The sequence below is a fragment of the Actinoplanes sp. M2I2 genome, from assembly GCF_023544445.1.
GTDB lineage: Bacteria > Actinomycetota > Actinomycetes > Mycobacteriales > Micromonosporaceae > Actinoplanes.
Map to the genome: position 1 here is coordinate 210,945 of NZ_JALPVJ010000002.1, position 17,148 is coordinate 228,092.

A 17,148-nucleotide genomic window follows, 5' to 3' on the forward strand; every position below is an offset into this window, starting at 1 on the left:
TCCGCCCGGTCAGCGGCAGAGCGCGGTGTCCAGCGCCTGATCCAGGTGCTCGGCCGCCGAGATCTGGGCGACCATCGAGTTGACCGCGATCGACGCCGCCTTGCCGGACGACGTCACGCCGACGTAGGTGACGTAGCCGGGGGCGATGCCGCCGTGCGTCCAGGCGAAGCCGCCACAGCTGAGCTTGAAGGTGGCGATGCCGAGGCCGTAGCGGGAGCCGCCGACCGTGTCGAAGCCGGGCGCGTCGACCGTCTTCTTCATCTCGGCCAGCTGGGTCGGCTTGAGCAGCTTGCCACCGAGCAGGCCGGTCAGGAAACGGTTGATGTCGCTCGGGGTGCCGACGAGCGCGCCCGCGGCCCACCCGCCGGACGGCTCGGACTCGGTTATGTCGACGGGAGGCGCGGTGTCGGTCGCCGGGAAGTAGCCGCGCGGGTGGGTGCCCCGGATCGTCGTCTCGCCCTCGGCCGGCCAGTAGGTGTGCCGCAGCCCCAGCGGCGCGATGATGCGCTTGGTGATCTGCTCGCCGACCGGGCGGCCGGTGACCTTCTGCACGAGCAGGCCGGCCAGGATGTAGTTGGTGTTGGCGTAGACGAATTTCTCGCCCGGCCGCGACTCCGGCGCGCGGGCGAAGGCCACCCGGAGCAGGTCGTGCGGCTCGTAGTAGGTGTGCAGCGAGTTGAGGAAGTCGGCGAACACCTCGTCGTCGTAGTCCTGGAGCCCGCTGGTCTGCTGCAGCAGCTGCCGTACGGTGATCTGCCGGCCGTCGATGCCGCCGGCTCCGCGCACCAGGCCCGGCAGGTAGGTCTCGATCGGCTCGTCGAGCTTGACCTTGCCCTCGCCGACGAGCTGGAGCACCACCGTGGCGGTGAACATCTTGGTGTTGCTGGCGATCCGGACCCGCCCGTCGACCGGCATCTTCGTCCCGGTCTCGAGGTTGCCGACCCCGGCGGAGTAGTTGCGGACCCGGCCGTCGGCCTGCCGGATCGAGGCCGTCGCCCCGGGGAACTTGTCGACCTTCACCAGGTTGTTCAGGCTCTGCTGAACGGCGTCGGCGGGACGCGTGGCCTGGGCCGGCGGTGTCGCGACGGCGCCGCCGGCGGTGAGAGCTCCGATCGCGACCAGAGAGGTCAGGACTCGGCGGCGGGTGGTCGTCCGGGTGATCGTACGGGTCTCGGGCATCGTTACTCCCTGCGAAGCGGTGCAATTTCGACGCTCCTGAGCCTGCCGTACGGGAGTGCTTCGATCGATACCGCTGCCTGCCGTCCGGAGGTATAGCCTGCCCTACCTCGGACCCGGGGTCAGGGGGTGTAGACGATGGCCATGCGGGTGATGGCGCCGTCCTGGGTGGCCACCGCGACCATCGCCTTCTTGTTGAGCTCGTACCACTCGGCGAACTGCTCGGCCGTCATGGGACAGGTGCCGCCCTTCTCGGGCGCGTCGATGCACACGTCGCCCTGGGGGTCCTCCCACGTGTAGTACTTCACCGTCGGGGCGATCGGGACGGTGACCCTGGTGTGGCTCTCCTCGGTCACGTAGGCCAGGTGGGTGCATCGGCCGTCCGTGCGCTTGATCTTGAAGGTCCGGCAGTACGCGTCGCCGGTCATGAAGATCATCGGCTCGGCGACGGCGGACGCGTTCCGCGGGTCGTAGCCGTGGAGCCTCACCACCGACGTCGTGCTGCCCTGGGTCAGATCGGCGAAACGGGGCCTCGGAGCCGCCTGGGCCGACGCGGTCCGGCTCGGAGCGTTGCCCGCCGCCGACCGGGCCGTCGCGCTCGTTGGCGGTGAAGGTGCAGTGGCGGCCGAGGTGTCCGGCCCGCCGGTGGCGCATCCGCCGGCCGCCAGCGTCAGAGCCGGCACCACGGCGGCGAGGAAGCGGCGCTTCACAGTTTCACGACCTCCGCACGGGCGAACGCGGCTCGCGCGTCGCCACTGATGATGTCGTCGAGGACGCCGAACGTCACCTGCCCCGCGGCCAGGGACGGCCGGCCGAGCCGGGCGGTGAGCAGCTCGGACCCGTCGACCGTGACGGTCGCCCGCTCGCCCCGGACGACCACGTCGATCCGGCGGGCGAGACCGAGCCCGGTGTCGACGGCCGCCCGCACCTCGTCCGTGACGCCCTCCGCGGTGTCCACGCCCAGGCGGACCTCCTTCTCGCAGAACGAGACCAGGTAGGCGCTCGGACCGGTCGCCCGGAACCAGATCGCCGCGCACGCGCCCGGGGTCAGGATCGCCGCCCCGACGCTGATCGCCTGATCCTTCGCGAAGGAGTCCCGCGGTCCGTGACAGCGATACACCGACGCCATCCCGGTCCGGGCCTCGAGCCGCTCGTCCTCGAAGACGCACCGGCCCTCGGCGTCGTTGCGGGTGTCCTGCCACTGGCCGGGCCGGTCCAGGCGGTCGATGATCGCCAGGCCGCCGGGGGCGCGCTGCCACGAGACCATCGGCGAGGCCGGTGGCCCGGCCCGGCCCGCGCTCGGGGCGGCCCCGGTCTGAGCGTTCGAGGCCGCGCCCAGGCGGGGCAGGGCCTGCGCGGTGAGCAGACCGGCGACGCCCAGCGCCAGCACGGCCACGCCGGCCCGGCGCACGCGGCCCGCCCGGGCGCCCCGGTGGGCCACCGGGGCCCGCTGCGCCGCCGTGGCCGCCCGGAGCAGGTCCGGGCGGATCAGCTCGGTGGGCCGGCCGGCGTCCAGGTCGAGCAGCAGGGCGAGCAGCTCGTGCGCGGTGGGCCGCTCCGCCGGGTCCTTGGCCAGCGTGCGGGCGACCACGCTCTGCAGCGGATCCGGCAACCCGGACAGGTCCGGGGGCTGGGTCAGGATCCGGGCCGCGGTCGCCGTGGGGGAGTCGGCCCGGAAGGGGGTGCGGCCGGTGCCGGCGTACGTGATGACCGCGCCCCAGGCGAACACGTCGGCGGCCGGGCCGACCTCGCCGTAGTGCTCGGTGTCGAAGCGCTCCGGCGCCATGTAGGCGACCGTGCCGACCATCTGATCGGTCCGCGTGTGCTGGCTGGTCGCCTCGAACGCCCGGGCGATGCCGAAGTCGATGACCTTGGGTGTGCCCGGCGCGAGCAGCACGTTGCTCGGTTTCAGATCCCGGTGGATCACCGAGGCGCCGTGGATCGCGGCCAGCGCCGTCGCCACCCCGACCGCCACGCTGTGCAGGCTGCCCCCGCCGAGCGGGCCGTGCTCGGCGATCACGTCGGCCAGGCTCGGCCCGTCCACGTACTCGACCACCAGGTAGGGCGTGGGATGGTCGGGGTCGGCGTCGAGCACCTCGGCCGTGCAGAACGGCGGCACCTGCCTGGCCCGGTTGACCTCGCTGCGAAACCGGGCCCGGAACTCGGTGTCGTGCGCGTACTCGGGCCGGATCATCTTGACCGCGACCAACCGGCCGTCGGCGCCGCGCCCGAGATAGACGGCGCCCATGCCGCCCTGGCCGAGTCGCCCGAGCAGCCGGTAGCCGCCCAGCTCGGCCGGGTCCCCGGGACGGAGTGGATCAGTCACGGGCGAGACGATACATCGAGAGTCGTGAGGCATCGGCCCGGCGGCCTGGTGATCAACCTGCGACTGTGGTGGATGTACCGGGAACGATCGGGGAGGAACCATGCCGGAGCTGCCGGAAGTCGAGTCGGCGCGCGCGGTGATCGAACGAGCCGGCCTGGGCCGCGAGATCGCCGGCGTGGACGACTCCGACACGTACGTCTGCCGGCCGCACCGGCCCGGCCAGATCCGGGACGCGCTGGTCGGGCGGGCTCTCGGGGCGGCGCACCGCCGCGGCAAGAGCATGTGGTGCGACACCACCTGGGACGGTCCCGAGCTGGGTATCCACCTGGGCATGTCGGGCAAGATCGTGATCGCCGGCCCGGACGGCACGGAGGCCGACGGCGGCGACTACTGGGAGGGCCGGCGGCGGCCCGGGGACTACCGGTGGTGCCGGTTCGCCCTGACCTTCGCCGACGGCGGCCGCCTGATGCTGGTCGACCCGCGCCGGCTGGGCCGCGTCCGCCTGGATCCGCCGGTCGCGTCGCTGGGCCCGGACGCGGCCACGATGACGCCGGCCGAGTTCCGGGCGGCGCTCGCATCCGGAACGGCCCCGGTCAAGGCGCGGCTGCTCGACCAGGAGGCGGTCGCCGGCATCGGGAACCTGCTGGCCGATCAGATCCTGTGGTCGGCCCGGATCAACCCGGGGCGCCGCGTGGACCGGCTCACCGGCGACGACGTCGATCGCCTGCTGCGGGCCACCCGGCGTGCGGTGCGCTCGGCCCTCGCCGACGGCGGGGTACACACGCTCGGCCTGAACGGGTTCCGGCTCGCGGGCGCCCGCTGCCCCCGCGACGGCGCGCCCATGGCGAGGAGCGCGGTCGGTGGGCGTACGAGTTGGTGGTGCAGCGTGGAGCAGGCAGTCTGAGACCCTGGTAGGGGATGATCTACCGCGGTGGCTGGCCGAGGGCTTCTACGATGTCTCGCATTCAGTGCCGGACTGGACGTCGCACCCGAACTTCCCTCGACCGCAACCGCTGCAGTACTACGAGGACTGCGTCGAGCGACTGCAGGACCTCGCGCTGGCGCCCGGTACCAGGGCAGCGGACGCCAGCGTCAGGACGCAGCCTGCTGAGTACCTACGCGGTCAGCCCATCGTGGGTGTGGGGCACTGCTTTCCGTTGCCGTTGAGATAGATCGTCGCGAAGAAGCCTTGGAACAAGAGCTGAGGAGCGTAGTCCTGTTGCCAGTTGGGTCCGGTGTCACCCGTGGCGGCCACGTCGTGGAGAGTGGCGGCGCTGCCGCCCCAGGCCCGCACCAACGGTGTCGTGCCATCGGCGGACTTCCATCCCACCGCCAGGCGGGACGGGGTGAAGACGCGGCCCGAATCGTTAGTCGTCCAGGTAAGCCGGTCGATCGAGTACCTGACGCCAATGTTGTTCGTGTTCACCTTGACCCACATGCTGACCCTGACCGGCCAGCCGTCGATTTCGCAGATCCCTGTGTACTTGGTCACTGTGATGTCCGCGGCTGCGGGTGCGGCGAAGCCGAGGATGCCGGCGAGCGTGAGCACCACGGACAACCCGGCGCTCACCAGGACGTTCTTCCGGCGCGACGGTACATGAACGACAGACAAGTCCATCTCCTCTTGAGGGTGTGACGTCATCAGGTCCATCCGAAGTGGACGTCGAAGATCAACGTAAGGGACGTCGTCACCGTTGGCAATCGCGTGATCATCAGCAACGCCGGATCCGCCCGGGTGCGTCACCGGTCGCTCCGCCGGAGACGCGGCTGGTCTCTGGACCTAGAAGGAGGGTGATGACGATGCCGACCATTGCTGTCCGGAGAGCTCGACCTCGGCGGACTCTTGAGGTCGATGAAAGGAGAGCTCGACGGTGTCACGGTGGCCAAGGTCAGGCGAGGCCGAGAGGTGGAATTCGAGGTTTCTGTCGGTCACCACGCAGTCCGGGTGCGGCAGGACTGGCTCACCAGCGACGTGGTCGAGCTCGACGTCGAAGAGGGGGACTACGTAGTTCTGGCTGCGGCGGCGGGAGAGGACGTCATGGACTATCGGAGTGTCTTCATCCAACGCGAAGGCGTGCTCGAACTACGCCGCATCAAAACTGGGTAGGGGTACCACCTCTCAGGCCGGTGCGGCCCGGTTGATGATCGGCTGGAGCAGCGTCGACATGGTGGCCGCGGCCCGGTCGGGGTCGCCGTCGACGATCGCCTCGACCAGGTCGGCGTGCAGCTGCGCCAGGTCGTCGGTCTCGCCGGTCACGTCGTGCAGCTGCACCTCTTCGAACACGCCGAGCAGTCCTTCGTAGACCTCCTGCAGCAACGCGTTGTGGGTGGCGCCGACCACGGCCCGGTGCAGGGCCGAATCGGCGCGCACCCGCTCGTGCGCGTCACCGCCGGTCCAGGCGTCGCGTCGCGCGTCCAGGAGGGTGGCCAGGCGTTCCGCGTCGGCCTCGGTGCGGCGGACCGCGGCTATCCGGGCCGACGCGGCGTCGAGCGCCAGCCGCAGCTCGAGGCTGTCGCGGCGGGAGGTGGCCGCGACCCGGCGGGACACCGACGAGCGCAGGTCCGACGTCGACACCACGAAGGTCCCGCGGCCCTGCTCGCGCCGCAGGATGCCGGCCTGGACCAGCGAGCCGATCGCCTCGCGTACCGTGTTGCGCCCGGCGCCGCTCCACTCGACCAGCTCGGGCTCGGTCGGGATCTTGCTGCCCAGCGGCCAGGCGCCCTCGGTGACCTGCGACCGGAAGAGGTCGGTCACGCGGGTGCCGAGGGCGGCGCGGTCAAGGTTCGGGCCAGGCACGGGTGCAGCCTAACCGGCGGTCGCGGGAACCGGCCGGCACGCGGCCCAGCCCGCGCCGAGAGTGATCAGCAGGGTGACCGCCAGCAACACGTACGGCACGTTCCAGCCATCGGTGAGCTGGTTGACCGCACCGAGCGCGAGCGGGCCCACGCAGCCGATGCCGTAACCGACGCCCTGGACCAGACCGGACAGCCGGGAGGCGCTCTGCGGATTGGCCGCCCGGGCGCCGATCAGGGTCAGGCACAACGGGAAGGTGCTCACGCCGAGGCCGAACGCGGTCGCCCAGACCAGGGCGCCGGCCGCCGGCGCGGTGAGCATGCCGGCATAGCCGATCCCCATGAGCGCCACGCACACCACGACGATCGGATAGGCGTTGCGCAGCCGCGTGGTCAGCGGTGGCACCACGAAGGCGGCGATCAGCCCGAGCCCGGCGAACCAGGACAGCAGCAGGGCGCTTTGCGTCGAGCTCAGCCCGGCGTCCTCGAGCATGGCCGGGAACCAGGTCACCAGCGTGTAGACGTGCAGCGTGGTCATCGCCATCAGGCCGATCAGACCCAGGACCAGCGGGGTACGCCAGGAGACGCGCGGCGGCGCCGGGGCCGGCGCGGTGCGGGCGCCCGACCGGGGCACCGCGACGAACCAGAGCACCGCCGCCGCGGCGGTCACCGCGGCCCAGGCGCCCGCCGCGGTCCGCCAGCCGTAGGCGTGGGCCAGCGGCAGCGCGAGCAACGGCGCGGCCAGCTGACCGACCTGGAGCAGCACCATGTACATGGTGCTGACCGCGTGCAGCCGCTCGGGGAAGTGCTGCTTCACGATCGGGATCAGGATGACGTTGGACGCGCCGACGCCGGCGAACGCGATCACCGTGGCCACGATCATGACGGTCGGCGACCAGGCGACGGCCCGCAGCAGAATGCCGGCCGTCGTGGCGGTCACGGCCAGCGCGGCCGTCCGTTCCAGGCCGAACCGGCGGGCCGGCGGCGGGGCGGCGAACGCGGCCACCGCGAAGCAGGCCGTCACGATCGTGCCGATGGCTCCCGCCACGACCGGCCCGAAGTGCAGGTCGTCGGCGGCCTCCCCGGTCAGGACGCTGAATCCGGTCACCGCGGTGCGCAGGTTGAGGGCGGTCAGGGCAACGGCGAGCAGGATGCCGCGGCGCAACCGGGCGGGGGCGAGCGCAGTCGTGGACACCCCGACATCCAATCATGGGATGATGGGATGAATCCAGGGGTGTAGCCGCGGTGATCATGGACCGTTCGCCCACCGTTCACCCGGTTGTTGTGACCCGGGGCATTGATGAACATCTAATCTTCCCGGGCGTGGTCCGTCATCGATGGATGCCGCGCGCGGCCGCCCGAGCGGCCGTGCCGACACATGGGGGAGAACGTTGTGCGTAGACCAACCCGACTGAGAAGACGGCTGGCCGGCCTGATCGCGATGACCGCCGCGTCCACCGGCCTGATCGCCGCTCCGGCGTACGGCATCGCCGGCGGCACCGAAGCCGCGACCGGCGCCTATCCGTTCGTGGCCCAGGTCGCCGTGGGTGACCGGTACGCCTGTTCCGGAGCGCTGGTCGCGCCGTCCTGGGTGATCACCACGGCCGGCTGCTTCGGCGCCGGCACCGGGGTCCGGCCCGATCAGCCCACCACCGTCACCATCGGGCGCAGCGCGCTGACCGCGGGGGCCACCGGCCGGGTGCGCACGGTCACCAGCCTGGTCCGTCACCCCGCGGGTGCGGTCGTGCTGGCCCGTCTCGACACGGCGGTGACCGACATCGCGCCGGTAGCGATTGCCACCGCGCCGCCTGCGACCGGCGAGACCCTGCGCAGTGCCGGCTACGGCCGGACGGCCACCACCTGGGTGCCGATGCGGCTCAGCACGGCCGACTTCGCCGCGGACACGGTCGACGACGCCGCGATCGCCATCGCCCCGGCCGCCGGCTCCCCGGCCGCGACCTGCAAGGGTGACGCGGGCGGTCCGCTGTTCCGGGCCGGGGCCACGCCCCAGGTGGTCGCCCTCAACGCCGCCTCCTGGCAGGGTGGCTGCCTGGGCGAGAGCGAGACCCGCCAGGGCGGCACCGGCACCCGGCTGGACACCCTGGCCGACTGGATCACGCGGAACACCACCGACCCGTACCCGGGTGTGGTCAGCCCGCCCAACACCGGCTTCGAGAGCGGGCTGTCCGGGTGGGCGCAGTACGGCGGGGGCGGCAATGTCGCCTCGACCGAGCGCGCCTACGCCGGGACCACCTCGGTGAAGATCGTGGACAGCAGCACGACCACCGCCGACGGTGTCGAGAGCGCCCGCATGCCGGCCGCGCCGGGCATCCGTTACACCGCCTCGGCCTGGGTCAACGTCGCGAGCGGGATCCCCGACCTCTACATCCGCTTCCTCGACGGGGCCGGCGACCAGATCGGGGCCGTCTCCACGCCGTACTCGGGCACCACCGGCCAGTGGACGAGGCTGCAGCTCACCGGGACCGCCCCGGCCGGCACCGAGCAGGTCAGCCTGCTGCTCTACTCGGCTCAGGCCCGGACCGGCACGTCGTACTTCGACCAGACGGAACTGACCCGGGCGGCCGGCATCCCGCTGACCAACGGCGGCTTCGAGAGCGGCCTGTCCGGCTGGACCCAGTACGGAACGGGCGGAAACACCGCTTCGGGCGACCAGGCGTACGAAGGTGTGACGTCAGCCCGTCTCACGGACAGCAGCGCCACCGCCGCCAACGGCCTGGAGAGCGCCGGCCAGCCCGCCGTCGCCGGGGTGTCCTACACGGCCTCGGCCCGCGTCTACGTGACCGCCGGCCAGCCGTCGCTGTACGTGCGCTTCCTCGACGCCGCCGGTGACGTCGTGTCCAGCGCCGCCACCAGCTTCGCCGGGACCGCCCGCGAATGGTCCCCGATGGCCACCACCCTGACCGCCCCGGCCGGAACGACCAGGGTGACCGCGCTGCTCTACTACACCCAGCCCGGCCTCGGCACCGCGTACTTCGACCAGGTCGGAGTGGCCCGGACGGCTGACGTCGCGGTGCCCGACCACGGCTTCGAGAACGGGCTCGCCGGCTGGACGCAGTGGGGCGCCGGCGGCAACACCGCCTCGACCGACCGTGCCTGGACCGGCACCACCGCGGCCAAGCTGGTGGACACCAGCACCACGACGGCCACCGGCCTGGAGAGCGTTCGGCTGCCGGCCGCCGCCGGCGTCCGCTACAGCGGCCTGGCCCGGGTCTTCGTCGCGTCCGGGACGCCGTCGGTCTACCTGCGTTTCTACAACGCCTCGGGCGCCCTGATCACCAGCACGGCCACCGACTTCGCCGGCCCCGTCAACACGTGGCAGTGGCTGCGGGTGGCCGCCGTCGCACCGGCCGGCACCACCCAGGTCACCGTGCTGCTGTACTCCAAGGCCGCGTCCACCGGCACCGCCTACGCCGACCACGTCACCGTGCAGTAGCCGGCCCGGCCGCGCTGAGGCTCCGCCACTCAGCCGGGGCATCCGGTCCGGGTCACCCGACCCCGACCGGATCCCCCGAATCTTTCTGAGGTCGAAGCCGTTCGGCCTCAGAAAGATTCGGTTCGGCGTGTGACAAGTGGTGGCCGGCCGGACAGGTGCCGGTCATGACAAGCAGCTTTCCGATCGCGAGGCGGTTCTCCCTCGCGGTGATGGTGTTGGTGCTGACCGCCGTCGCGGTCCTGGCTACCGGAGCGCGGGGGCACGCGGAAGCGGCCGGCTCCGGCGCACTGCCGGATCCGCGTCAGCGCCGTTCGCGGTGACGGCTCAGGAGTACGACTTCGGTGACGCCGCCGCGCGCCTGCCCGGTGTGACCTCGGCAGTGGAATTGCGGGGAGTGGTGCATCGGCCGCTCGACACCAGGGGCAAGCGGTTGCCGCTGGTCGTCATGGAGCACGGGATCTAGTGGTGCAGGTGGCTCGTCACCCGCCGGACACCCGGACCACCAAAGGTGTGATCAATCGGCTGGCCACCGGACAGGACGTGAAGGGCGGTGTCCGGGCTCGCGGCTTCGCCGACCTCCGCGCCTGTTCCCCGGCACACCTGATCAGCGATCGCGCCGTCTGCCTGACCCGCTCGCGGGAAAACTCGGCCATCTCCGAGCCCCACGACAGCTGGGATGACACCTTCTCGATGGTGAAGGCGGCGTGGACCCGCCCCGGGTGTGGCAGTCAACCCGTACGCGGACAGGTAGGGGTCATGGACCAGCAAGCAACAGCCGAGGATCGGTTCCGTGCTCTGCACCGGAGCACGTTCCCCGACCTTCTCCGCTTCGTCTCCCGCCGGGTGCCGCCCGACGAGGCCGAGGACATCGTTTCGACGGTGTACCTCACCGCCTCGCGGCGCTTCGCCGAAGTGCCCGAGGACGCCCGCCCCTGGCTGTTCGGGGTGGCCCGCCGGACCATGGCGAATCAGACCCGCGGCTGGCTGCGGCGCCGGGCTCTCGACGTCCGGTTGACGGCGGTCGAGCCGGCCGAGGCGTACGACGACTCGGCCGGCGCCGCCACGCGGCTCGACCTGCAGCGGGCCTGGCAAGGTCTCAGCGCCGCCGACCGTGAGGTTCTCGCCCTGGTGGCGTTCGACGGTCTGACCTCGGAGCAGGCGGCCGGTGTGCTGGGCTGCCGCCGCTCGGCCTTCGCCATGCGTCTGAGCCGGGCGCGACGGCGGCTGCAGGACGCTCTGGAGCCCACCCCCTCCTCCTCCCGAATCGACGCCCTTCAGGAGCAACAGTGATCGAGAACCGAGATGACCTCGACCGCCTCGCCGTGCTCGACCCCGCCCGTGGCCTCGAGCCGACGGCCCTGCAGTGGGCCCGTTCCGAGGCGGCCGTCGAACGCGGCATGGCCGGACGGCACACCTCTCCGGCGCGCCGGCGCTGGACCGTGGCCGGCGCCTCCGCAGCCGTGGCCAGTCTCATCGCCTTCGTCGCCGTTCCGGTGCTGGCGCCCGGGTCGGCCATCGCCTCGTGGACTGCCACCCCCACGGCCCGTACGGGCGAGCAGGTGTTGCCGCAGGCCGAGATGTGCGGCGCCGGCGACGTCGGTGGCAGCTCGGCCACGGTGAAGCCGTCGGACGTGATTCTGGCCGAGCAGCGCGGCGACATGACGATGCTCATCATGCGCAAGACCGGCGGCATGGTCGTCGAGTGCCTCAGCGTCGGGGACGACCGGTTCGCCTCGATGACCCTGATCGACGAGAAGGACGTGGTGCCGCCGCCGTCCGGCACGCTCACCCTGGAGACGCGCAGCAGCACCGGCGACGACGACATGTGGTCGAACATCGTGGGCCTGGCCGGTCCCGGCATCACCGCGGTGGACCTGCGCCTGGACGACGGCGCGACCGTGCACGCCAGCGTCAGGGGCGGCTGGTGGGGCGCCTGGTGGCCCGGCCCCGAGGGCGGCGAGGGCGGCGACGCGTTCACCGTCGTCGTCCACACCGCCCAGGGCACGACCAACCTGCGCCCGTCCCAGCTCCGCTGACCCCAGGGAGCGGGACGCGGTGACGGGCTCAGGAACAGGTGGCTCGGCCGTTCAGCGTCTCGGTGCTGTCGCGCTGGTATCCGACCTCGGCGTCGCCGCGCAGGGTGATGCTGTTGCAGCGGTGGCGTGACGGCGCCGAATGGCTCACGAAGCTCGCCGTGCTGACCGTGTTGCCCTCGAAGGTCACGTTGCTCAGGTCGCCGTCGAGGATCGGGGGGTCCTGCGCGCCGGCGCTGGTGATGGTGTTGCCGGTGATAGCGATCCGCGCGCTGCCGATGGCGAAATTGCCGTCGGTGTGCAGCACCAGGCCGCCGTGCGTGTCGCGGAACGTGTTGTCCCGCAGCTTGATGCCGCGGGCCGACGAGTCGGGGCGGTCGCCGCCGATCTCGAGGATGCCCTGGGTGTTCGACCCGGTGTTGTCGTGCACGTCGAGGTTGTCGGCGTAGTTCCACACTTCGACGAAGCCGCCGTCGTACCCGTAGTCGTGGCTCGTGTCCCGGCAGTTGGTGCAGCTGCTGTGGCTGACCTCGACGTCGCTCGCCTCGACCGAGAAGCCGATCGCGCCGTAGTCGTCGTCGCCGCCGGGAGTGTCCCGGACCATGTGCAGATCGCGGACGGTCACCCGCTCGGCCGAGGCGCCGCGGGCCTTGAGCAGCACGCCGACCCCGGTGTGGTCGACGGTGCTCGACCGGACGCTGCTGTTCGCGCCCCGGATCTCGACGCCGTTGGTCTCGGCGTCGGTGACCCGGATGTTTTCGACGATCTGGTACGCCCCGGACAGCAGCACCACGCTTTCAGCGCCGGCCGATCCGCCGTCGACGACCGGTTGCGCGCCCGCGCCGTACGCGGTGAGCCTGATGGGTTTGTCCCGGGTGCCGTCGCCGCGGAGCTGGACCGTGGTCTGCCAGGTGCACCCCCGGGCCAGCTCGATCACCGCGCCGGGGTCGAGGGCGCGTGAGGTGGCGGCCCGGATGCTGCGCAGGGGCCGGGCGAGCGTTCCCTTGTTGCCGTCGTCGCCCTTCTCGCAGTCGACGTGGATGCCGTTGTCGGGGGTGGCCGACGGCTTCGGCGGGGGCGAGGTGACGGACTCGGCCGGGCCCAGCCGGGGACTGACCGTGGGCGGCGCGGGTGACGTGGTCGCCGGCGTGCTCCCCGGTGTCACGGGTGTGCTGACGGCCACGGTCTCGGTGGGGGAGAAGGTGGTGACGGCCAGCGCGCCGCCCAGCGGGATCGCCACGGCGGCCAGCCCGACCGCGAGCGTACGGCGAAGGCGTGAGCTCGGCATCGCGCCACCCTAGCTGACGTGCGCGGTTGTCGGCCTGATCAGGCGGCGGCCCGCAGATATCGCCGGCCGAGCTCGGCGCACGCGGCCTTCAGCTCCGGGGGCCCGACGACCTCGAGATCGGCGCCGAACCGGCCGAGCGAGGCGGCCAGGCTCGTCCACGACCACGAGCCCTGGACGAGCCGGCAGCGATCGGCGCCGAGCTCCTCGACCAGACCGTCCGTGGTGTAGGTGGCCACGACCCGGGCGGGAAGCCGCAGGAGGACCTCGCCGACGCACGGCCAGGCCGAGGAGGCCTCGTTGCCGCGGAACCGGGCCGCCACGAACGTGGCCAGATCCGGCGCGGGCAGGTCGCGCTCGGCGAAGCCGGGTCCGTTCGGCGTACGCGGGCTGATCCGGTCGACCCGGTAGGTCCGCCAGTCGTCCCGGTCGAGATCCCAGGCGACCAGATACCAGCGGGCGTTCCAGGTGACCAGGTGGTGCGGCTCGACCCGGCGAGGCGGCCGGTCCGCCGGCTCCCCGGGGGACGCGTAGTCGAAGCGCAGGATCTCGCGGGCGTGCGCCGCGGCGCCGACGGCGGTCAGCACCGCGACATCTACCGGCTGGTCCGGCCGCGTGGCCGGCGCCGTGACGGCGGTGACGCGCAGGGCGTCGACGCGGTGCCGCAGCCGGCTCGGCAGGACCTGGCGGATGGTGGTCAGCGCCCGCGCCGCCCCCTCCTGGACGGCCGCGCCGGAGACGGCGGCGAGCTGCAGGGCGACCGTGAGGGCCACGGCCTGGTCGTCGTCGAACAGCAGCGGGGGCAGCTGCGCACCGGCGTCGAGCCGGTAGCCGCCGTCGGGCCCCTTGAACGTGCGGATCGGGTAGCCGAGCTCGCGCAGCCGGTCGACGTCCCGGCGCACCGTGCGGGGGCTGATCTCCAGTCGCTCGGCCAGCAGACGGCCGGGCCAGTCGCGGCGGGCCTGCAGCAGCGACAGCAGGGACAGGAGCCGGGCCGACGTCTTGGGCATGGGAATCATCCTGCCCGAGGTAGCGGCCACTCCCTGTCCTCTACCGCTGCGATCGTTCTCTCGTACCCGGCAGACAGCCGGCATCGAACGCGGGAGACAGCACATGGCCATCACCACCGTCACGCACGTCAACCTCCGGGGCAACGCGCGGGAGGCGCTCGAGTTCTACCGCTCCGTCTTCGGCGGCGACCTCACCGCGGTGACCTACGCCGACGCGCACAGCGCGCAGAACCCGGACGAGGCCGACCAGATCATGTGGGGCCAGGTCACCTCGCCCGACGGCTTCGCGATCATGGCGTACGACGTCCCGTCGTCGCGCCCGTGGAGCCAGGGCGACGCCCCGTTCTTCGTCTCGGTGCGCGGCCGGGACGCCGACGAGATCAGCGGTTACTGGAAGAAGCTGGCCGCGACCTCGAGCGTCGTGGTCGACCTCGCCCCGGCCGGCTGGGCGCCGCTGTACGGCATGCTCACCGACCCGTACGGCATCACCTGGGTCCTCGACGTGGCCGTCGACCACTCGGCCGCCTGACACACGGGCCGGCCGACGCCGAACGCGCCCTAGAGGCGAGCTTGGACCGGGGTCTCGTCGATTTTCGCGCCGGCCTCGGTGAGCCGACTGAGGAACAGGTCGGGGTCGATCAGCAGTTCGGGCAGGTGGATTCCCGGCGGTACGGGGGTGTGCCCGTCCAGGCCGAGGACGGCGGGCAGGGTGAGCGCGAGACCCAGGCCGGTGAGCGAGGCCTGGCCGCCGGGGAACTCGAGGGTGGAGCGCCACGTCCGGCGCTCGCCCTCGGCCTCGCCCTCGAGTTCGACGACGGCTTCGGCGGTGACCGGCCCGCCGCGCCGGCGGCTCGAGGAGGCGCCGACGGCCAGGTCGAAGCGGATGTCGGCGGCGCCGGTGGCCGCGTACAGGCTGACGATGTCCAAGGGGCCGTAGGCGTCGGCGTCGAGCACCCGGCCGTCGATCGTCCGCAGCCGGCCCCGGGCGGCGTCGCCGGTCAGCCACCCGCGCCGGCCGTTCTCGAACGCGAAGGCGGTGGCCGAGCCCTCGCTCCGCCGCATGTCCTCGATCGCGGCCGGACCGCTGGAGTCCTGGTCGTCGAAGAGGGCCCCGATCCGGATGGTGTGCAGCGTGTCGAACCTCTGCGCGCCGTGCAGGGCGAGGAACATCGCGGCGCCGGTCCACCAATGGGCGGCGAGCACCACGGGAACCGTCGGGCGGTGGGCGAACAGAGCCAGTTCGGCGCCGGCCTCGGCCAGCCAGGTGCTGACGCTCACGTACGGGATGCCCCGGTCCTGGGCGAAGCGCAATCCGTGGAGGGCGTGGTCGGGGGCGGTGGCGATCACCGCGGAGAAGTCGCCGTCGAGGCCGAGTCCGGCGCGGTCGAGATCGATGGTGACCGCTCCCGCGGCACCGGTCGCGCGGGCTGCTTCCTGCGCTCGCCGGGGATCGCGGCCACCGACGACCGCCGGGACGTCGGGATGCCGCTCGCGGAACCAGCCGACGGCGGCCTGTCCTACCAATCCTGATCCGCCGGCGAAAAGTACGGGTGCTGACCTCGTAGTACGCATCTCGGCCCCTCAGCAGTAGGTTACTTGTGGTAAGTTACTGGTCGTAACTTACTCATGGTAATCACGAGGAGTCAACGTGAGGGACCTCTCCGGCGCGGCCCCGCGCCGGCGACTGTCGAAACAGGAGCGTCACGCCCAGCTCCTGCACGTGGCTCGCGAGCTCATCCGGGACGCGGGCACCGACGAGCTCACCCTGGGCCGGCTGGCCGAGCGCGCCGGAGTCACCAAACCCTTGGTGTACGACCACTTCGGCGACCGGGCCGGGGTCCTCGCCGAGTTGTACCGCGAGTTCGAGGCCCGTCAGCGGGAGATGCTCGGGATCGCGCTCGACGACGCGGAGCCCGACCTGCCGGCGGTGGCCGATCTGGTCGCCGGGGCGTACATCGACTGCTGCCTCGCGGAGGGGCGGGAGCTGGCCGACGTCGTCGCCGCGCTCGAGGGCTCGGCCACCCTGAGCCGGGTCCGCCAGGAGGCCGAGGACGCCTACCTCGTCATGTGCCGGGCGGCCCTGGAACCCTTCGCCGGCCCGCTCGACATGGCCGGGATGCACGCGATCGTCGGCGCCGGCGACGCGCTGGCCCGCAGCGCGCTGGCCGGACGGATCAGCGCCGGACGGGCCCGGGGCGCGCTGGCCCGCGTCATCATCGCCGTCGCCACCGACGACGGGCCCGACACGACACCGGAGGCATCATGACGATCAGCCATCCCCCGAAAGCGGGCAGCGCCCTGTGGGTCTACGCCCACCCCCGCCGCGGGTCCCTGAACGACCGGCTCTTCCGGGAGGGAACCGAGGCGCTGTCGGCACGCTACGACGTTGCCACCTCCGACCTGCACGCTCAGGGCTTCGACCCCGTCCTGAGCGAGCGCGATCTCGGCGACCTGGCCGACAAGCCCGGCAACGTCGCCGAGCTGGCCGGTGAGGCGTACGCCCGGGGACAGGCGCCCGACGACGTGCGCGAGGAACAGGCCAAGCTGGCCGCCGCCGAGCTGCTCGTCGTGCAGTTCCCCCTGTGGTGGTACGGGCCGCCGGCCATCCTGAAGGGGTGGATCGACCGGGTCCTCACGAGTGGCTTCGCCTACGGCGATCTCGACCCCGAGCTCGGACTGCCGCGGCGGTACGGCGACGGTGGCCTGGTCGGGCGGCGGGCGCTCGTCGTCGTGACCGCGGGGGAGGACGCCAACTCGATCGGCCCGCGCGGCGTGAGCGGCGACCTGGAGTCCCTGCTGTTCCCGCTCACCCACGGCGTCTTCTGGTACGTGGGTATCGAGACGCTGGACCTGCATGTGGTCCATGACGCCGACGCCTTGGACGCGGCCGGCGTGGAGCGCGAGGTGCGGCGTCTGCGCGAGAGGGTGCGCACCGTCGACGCCGAGCCGGCTCAACCGTTCCGGCGCCTGCGCGACGGCGACTACCGCGAGACCCGGGCCCTGCGCGCGGATCTCCTGCCCGGCCGCACCGACCTCGGCATCCACCTCACCCCCGGCGGCTGAGACGCCGA

At 72.3% G+C, this 17,148-nt stretch carries 18 protein-coding genes; 9 read left to right on the forward strand and 9 right to left on the reverse strand.

What is annotated here, in order from left to right:
• Positions 1–9: 9 nt before the first annotated feature.
• From HJC40_RS04705 to HJC40_RS04715, 3 genes are all read right to left on the reverse strand, one after another.
• On the reverse strand, positions 10–1,179 hold the full coding sequence (locus HJC40_RS04705; protein ID WP_249998447.1) for a serine hydrolase: 1,170 nt from the start codon (positions 1,177–1,179) through the stop codon (positions 10–12).
• A 119-nt stretch (positions 1,180–1,298) separates the two neighbouring features.
• The gene (locus HJC40_RS04710; protein ID WP_249998449.1) at positions 1,299–1,886 is read right to left on the reverse strand and encodes a hypothetical protein; all 588 of its coding nucleotides are present in this window, start codon (positions 1,884–1,886) and stop codon (positions 1,299–1,301) included.
• Positions 1,883–3,502 (reverse strand): serine/threonine-protein kinase, encoded by a 1,620-nt coding sequence (locus HJC40_RS04715; protein ID WP_249998450.1) that lies wholly within the window; start codon positions 3,500–3,502, stop codon positions 1,883–1,885. Before HJC40_RS04715 ends, HJC40_RS04710 begins: the two co-directional genes overlap by 4 nt.
• A gap of 100 nt (positions 3,503–3,602) precedes the next feature.
• Here HJC40_RS04715 and HJC40_RS04720 point away from each other — a divergent pair, with 100 nt between their 5' ends.
• Positions 3,603–4,406 (forward strand): Fpg/Nei family DNA glycosylase, encoded by an 804-nt coding sequence (locus HJC40_RS04720; RefSeq protein ID WP_249998452.1) that lies wholly within the window; start codon positions 3,603–3,605, stop codon positions 4,404–4,406.
• Between the two features lie 219 nt (positions 4,407–4,625).
• On the opposite strand, the gene HJC40_RS04725 is transcribed toward HJC40_RS04720, so the two are convergent.
• Positions 4,626–5,246 (reverse strand): hypothetical protein, encoded by a 621-nt coding sequence (locus tag HJC40_RS04725; RefSeq protein ID WP_249998454.1) that lies wholly within the window; start codon positions 5,244–5,246, stop codon positions 4,626–4,628.
• A 108-nt stretch (positions 5,247–5,354) separates the two neighbouring features.
• On the opposite strand from HJC40_RS04725, the gene HJC40_RS04730 reads away from it, so the two are divergent.
• Positions 5,355–5,609: a hypothetical protein gene (locus HJC40_RS04730; RefSeq protein WP_249998455.1), complete on the forward strand. Its 255-nt coding sequence runs from the start codon at positions 5,355–5,357 to the stop codon at positions 5,607–5,609.
• Positions 5,610–5,621: 12 nt separating this feature from the next.
• On the opposite strand, the gene HJC40_RS46035 is transcribed toward HJC40_RS04730, so the two are convergent.
• Together HJC40_RS46035 and HJC40_RS04740 are read right to left on the reverse strand one after the other, a co-directional pair.
• On the reverse strand, positions 5,622–6,299 hold the full coding sequence (locus tag HJC40_RS46035) for an FCD domain-containing protein (protein WP_249998457.1): 678 nt from the start codon (positions 6,297–6,299) through the stop codon (positions 5,622–5,624).
• Between the two features lie 9 nt (positions 6,300–6,308).
• Positions 6,309–7,490, reverse strand: a complete 1,182-nt coding sequence (locus tag HJC40_RS04740; RefSeq protein WP_249998459.1) for a CynX/NimT family MFS transporter — start codon at positions 7,488–7,490, stop codon at positions 6,309–6,311.
• A gap of 198 nt (positions 7,491–7,688) precedes the next feature.
• Here HJC40_RS04740 and HJC40_RS04745 point away from each other — a divergent pair, with 198 nt between their 5' ends.
• From HJC40_RS04745 to HJC40_RS04760, 4 genes are all read left to right on the forward strand, one after another.
• Positions 7,689–9,749, forward strand: a complete 2,061-nt coding sequence (locus HJC40_RS04745) for a carbohydrate binding domain-containing protein (protein ID WP_249998460.1) — start codon at positions 7,689–7,691, stop codon at positions 9,747–9,749.
• Positions 9,750–10,065: 316 nt separating this feature from the next.
• Positions 10,066–10,212 (forward strand): hypothetical protein, encoded by a 147-nt coding sequence (locus HJC40_RS04750; RefSeq protein ID WP_249998462.1) that lies wholly within the window; start codon positions 10,066–10,068, stop codon positions 10,210–10,212.
• Between the two features lie 293 nt (positions 10,213–10,505).
• Complete coding sequence (locus HJC40_RS04755; protein ID WP_249998463.1) at positions 10,506–11,039, forward strand: RNA polymerase sigma factor; 534 nt, start codon at positions 10,506–10,508, stop codon at positions 11,037–11,039.
• The gene (locus tag HJC40_RS04760; protein WP_249998464.1) at positions 11,036–11,785 is read left to right on the forward strand and encodes a hypothetical protein; all 750 of its coding nucleotides are present in this window, start codon (positions 11,036–11,038) and stop codon (positions 11,783–11,785) included. Before HJC40_RS04755 ends, HJC40_RS04760 begins: the two co-directional genes overlap by 4 nt.
• A 28-nt stretch (positions 11,786–11,813) precedes the next feature.
• On the opposite strand, the gene HJC40_RS04765 is transcribed toward HJC40_RS04760, so the two are convergent.
• Positions 11,814–13,070 (reverse strand): right-handed parallel beta-helix repeat-containing protein, encoded by a 1,257-nt coding sequence (locus HJC40_RS04765; protein WP_249998465.1) that lies wholly within the window; start codon positions 13,068–13,070, stop codon positions 11,814–11,816.
• A gap of 38 nt (positions 13,071–13,108) precedes the next feature.
• Positions 13,109–14,077 carry a WYL domain-containing protein gene (locus HJC40_RS04770; protein ID WP_308200839.1) on the reverse strand — a complete coding sequence of 323 codons (969 nt, stop codon included), beginning with the start codon at positions 14,075–14,077 and terminating at the stop codon, positions 13,109–13,111.
• 103 nt (positions 14,078–14,180) lie between these two features.
• On the opposite strand from HJC40_RS04770, the gene HJC40_RS04775 reads away from it, so the two are divergent.
• A complete protein-coding gene (locus HJC40_RS04775) occupies positions 14,181–14,606 on the forward strand; it encodes a VOC family protein (RefSeq protein ID WP_249998470.1) in 426 nt (141 codons plus the stop codon).
• A gap of 29 nt (positions 14,607–14,635) precedes the next feature.
• On the opposite strand, the gene HJC40_RS04780 is transcribed toward HJC40_RS04775, so the two are convergent.
• Positions 14,636–15,601 carry a hypothetical protein gene (locus HJC40_RS04780; protein ID WP_249998472.1) on the reverse strand — a complete coding sequence of 322 codons (966 nt, stop codon included), beginning with the start codon at positions 15,599–15,601 and terminating at the stop codon, positions 14,636–14,638.
• A gap of 124 nt (positions 15,602–15,725) precedes the next feature.
• Between HJC40_RS04780 and HJC40_RS04785 the strand changes: the two genes are divergently transcribed.
• Together HJC40_RS04785 and HJC40_RS04790 are read left to right on the forward strand one after the other, a co-directional pair.
• Positions 15,726–16,343, forward strand: a complete 618-nt coding sequence (locus tag HJC40_RS04785; RefSeq protein ID WP_249998473.1) for a TetR/AcrR family transcriptional regulator — start codon at positions 15,726–15,728, stop codon at positions 16,341–16,343.
• Entirely contained in the window at positions 16,340–17,140 is an 801-nt protein-coding gene (locus HJC40_RS04790) for an NAD(P)H-dependent oxidoreductase (RefSeq protein WP_249998474.1), read from the forward strand. The genes HJC40_RS04785 and HJC40_RS04790 overlap by 4 nt, the downstream gene beginning before the upstream one ends.
• Positions 17,141–17,148 lie beyond the last annotated feature (8 nt).

Coding starts and splice junctions, on each gene's coding strand:
- HJC40_RS04705 (WP_249998447.1), bottom strand. CDS start 1,179: ATGCCCGAGACCCGTACGATCACCCGGACGACCACCCGCCGCCGAGTC.
- HJC40_RS04720 (WP_249998452.1), top strand. CDS start 3,603: ATGCCGGAGCTGCCGGAAGTCGAGTCGGCGCGCGCGGTGATCGAACGA.
- HJC40_RS04730 (WP_249998455.1), top strand. CDS start 5,355: ATGAAAGGAGAGCTCGACGGTGTCACGGTGGCCAAGGTCAGGCGAGGC.
- HJC40_RS04755 (WP_249998463.1), top strand. CDS start 10,506: ATGGACCAGCAAGCAACAGCCGAGGATCGGTTCCGTGCTCTGCACCGG.
- HJC40_RS04765 (WP_249998465.1), bottom strand. CDS start 13,070: ATGCCGAGCTCACGCCTTCGCCGTACGCTCGCGGTCGGGCTGGCCGCC.
- HJC40_RS04770 (WP_308200839.1), bottom strand. CDS start 14,077: ATGCCCAAGACGTCGGCCCGGCTCCTGTCCCTGCTGTCGCTGCTGCAG.
- HJC40_RS04775 (WP_249998470.1), top strand. CDS start 14,181: ATGGCCATCACCACCGTCACGCACGTCAACCTCCGGGGCAACGCGCGG.
- HJC40_RS04790 (WP_249998474.1), top strand. CDS start 16,340: ATGACGATCAGCCATCCCCCGAAAGCGGGCAGCGCCCTGTGGGTCTAC.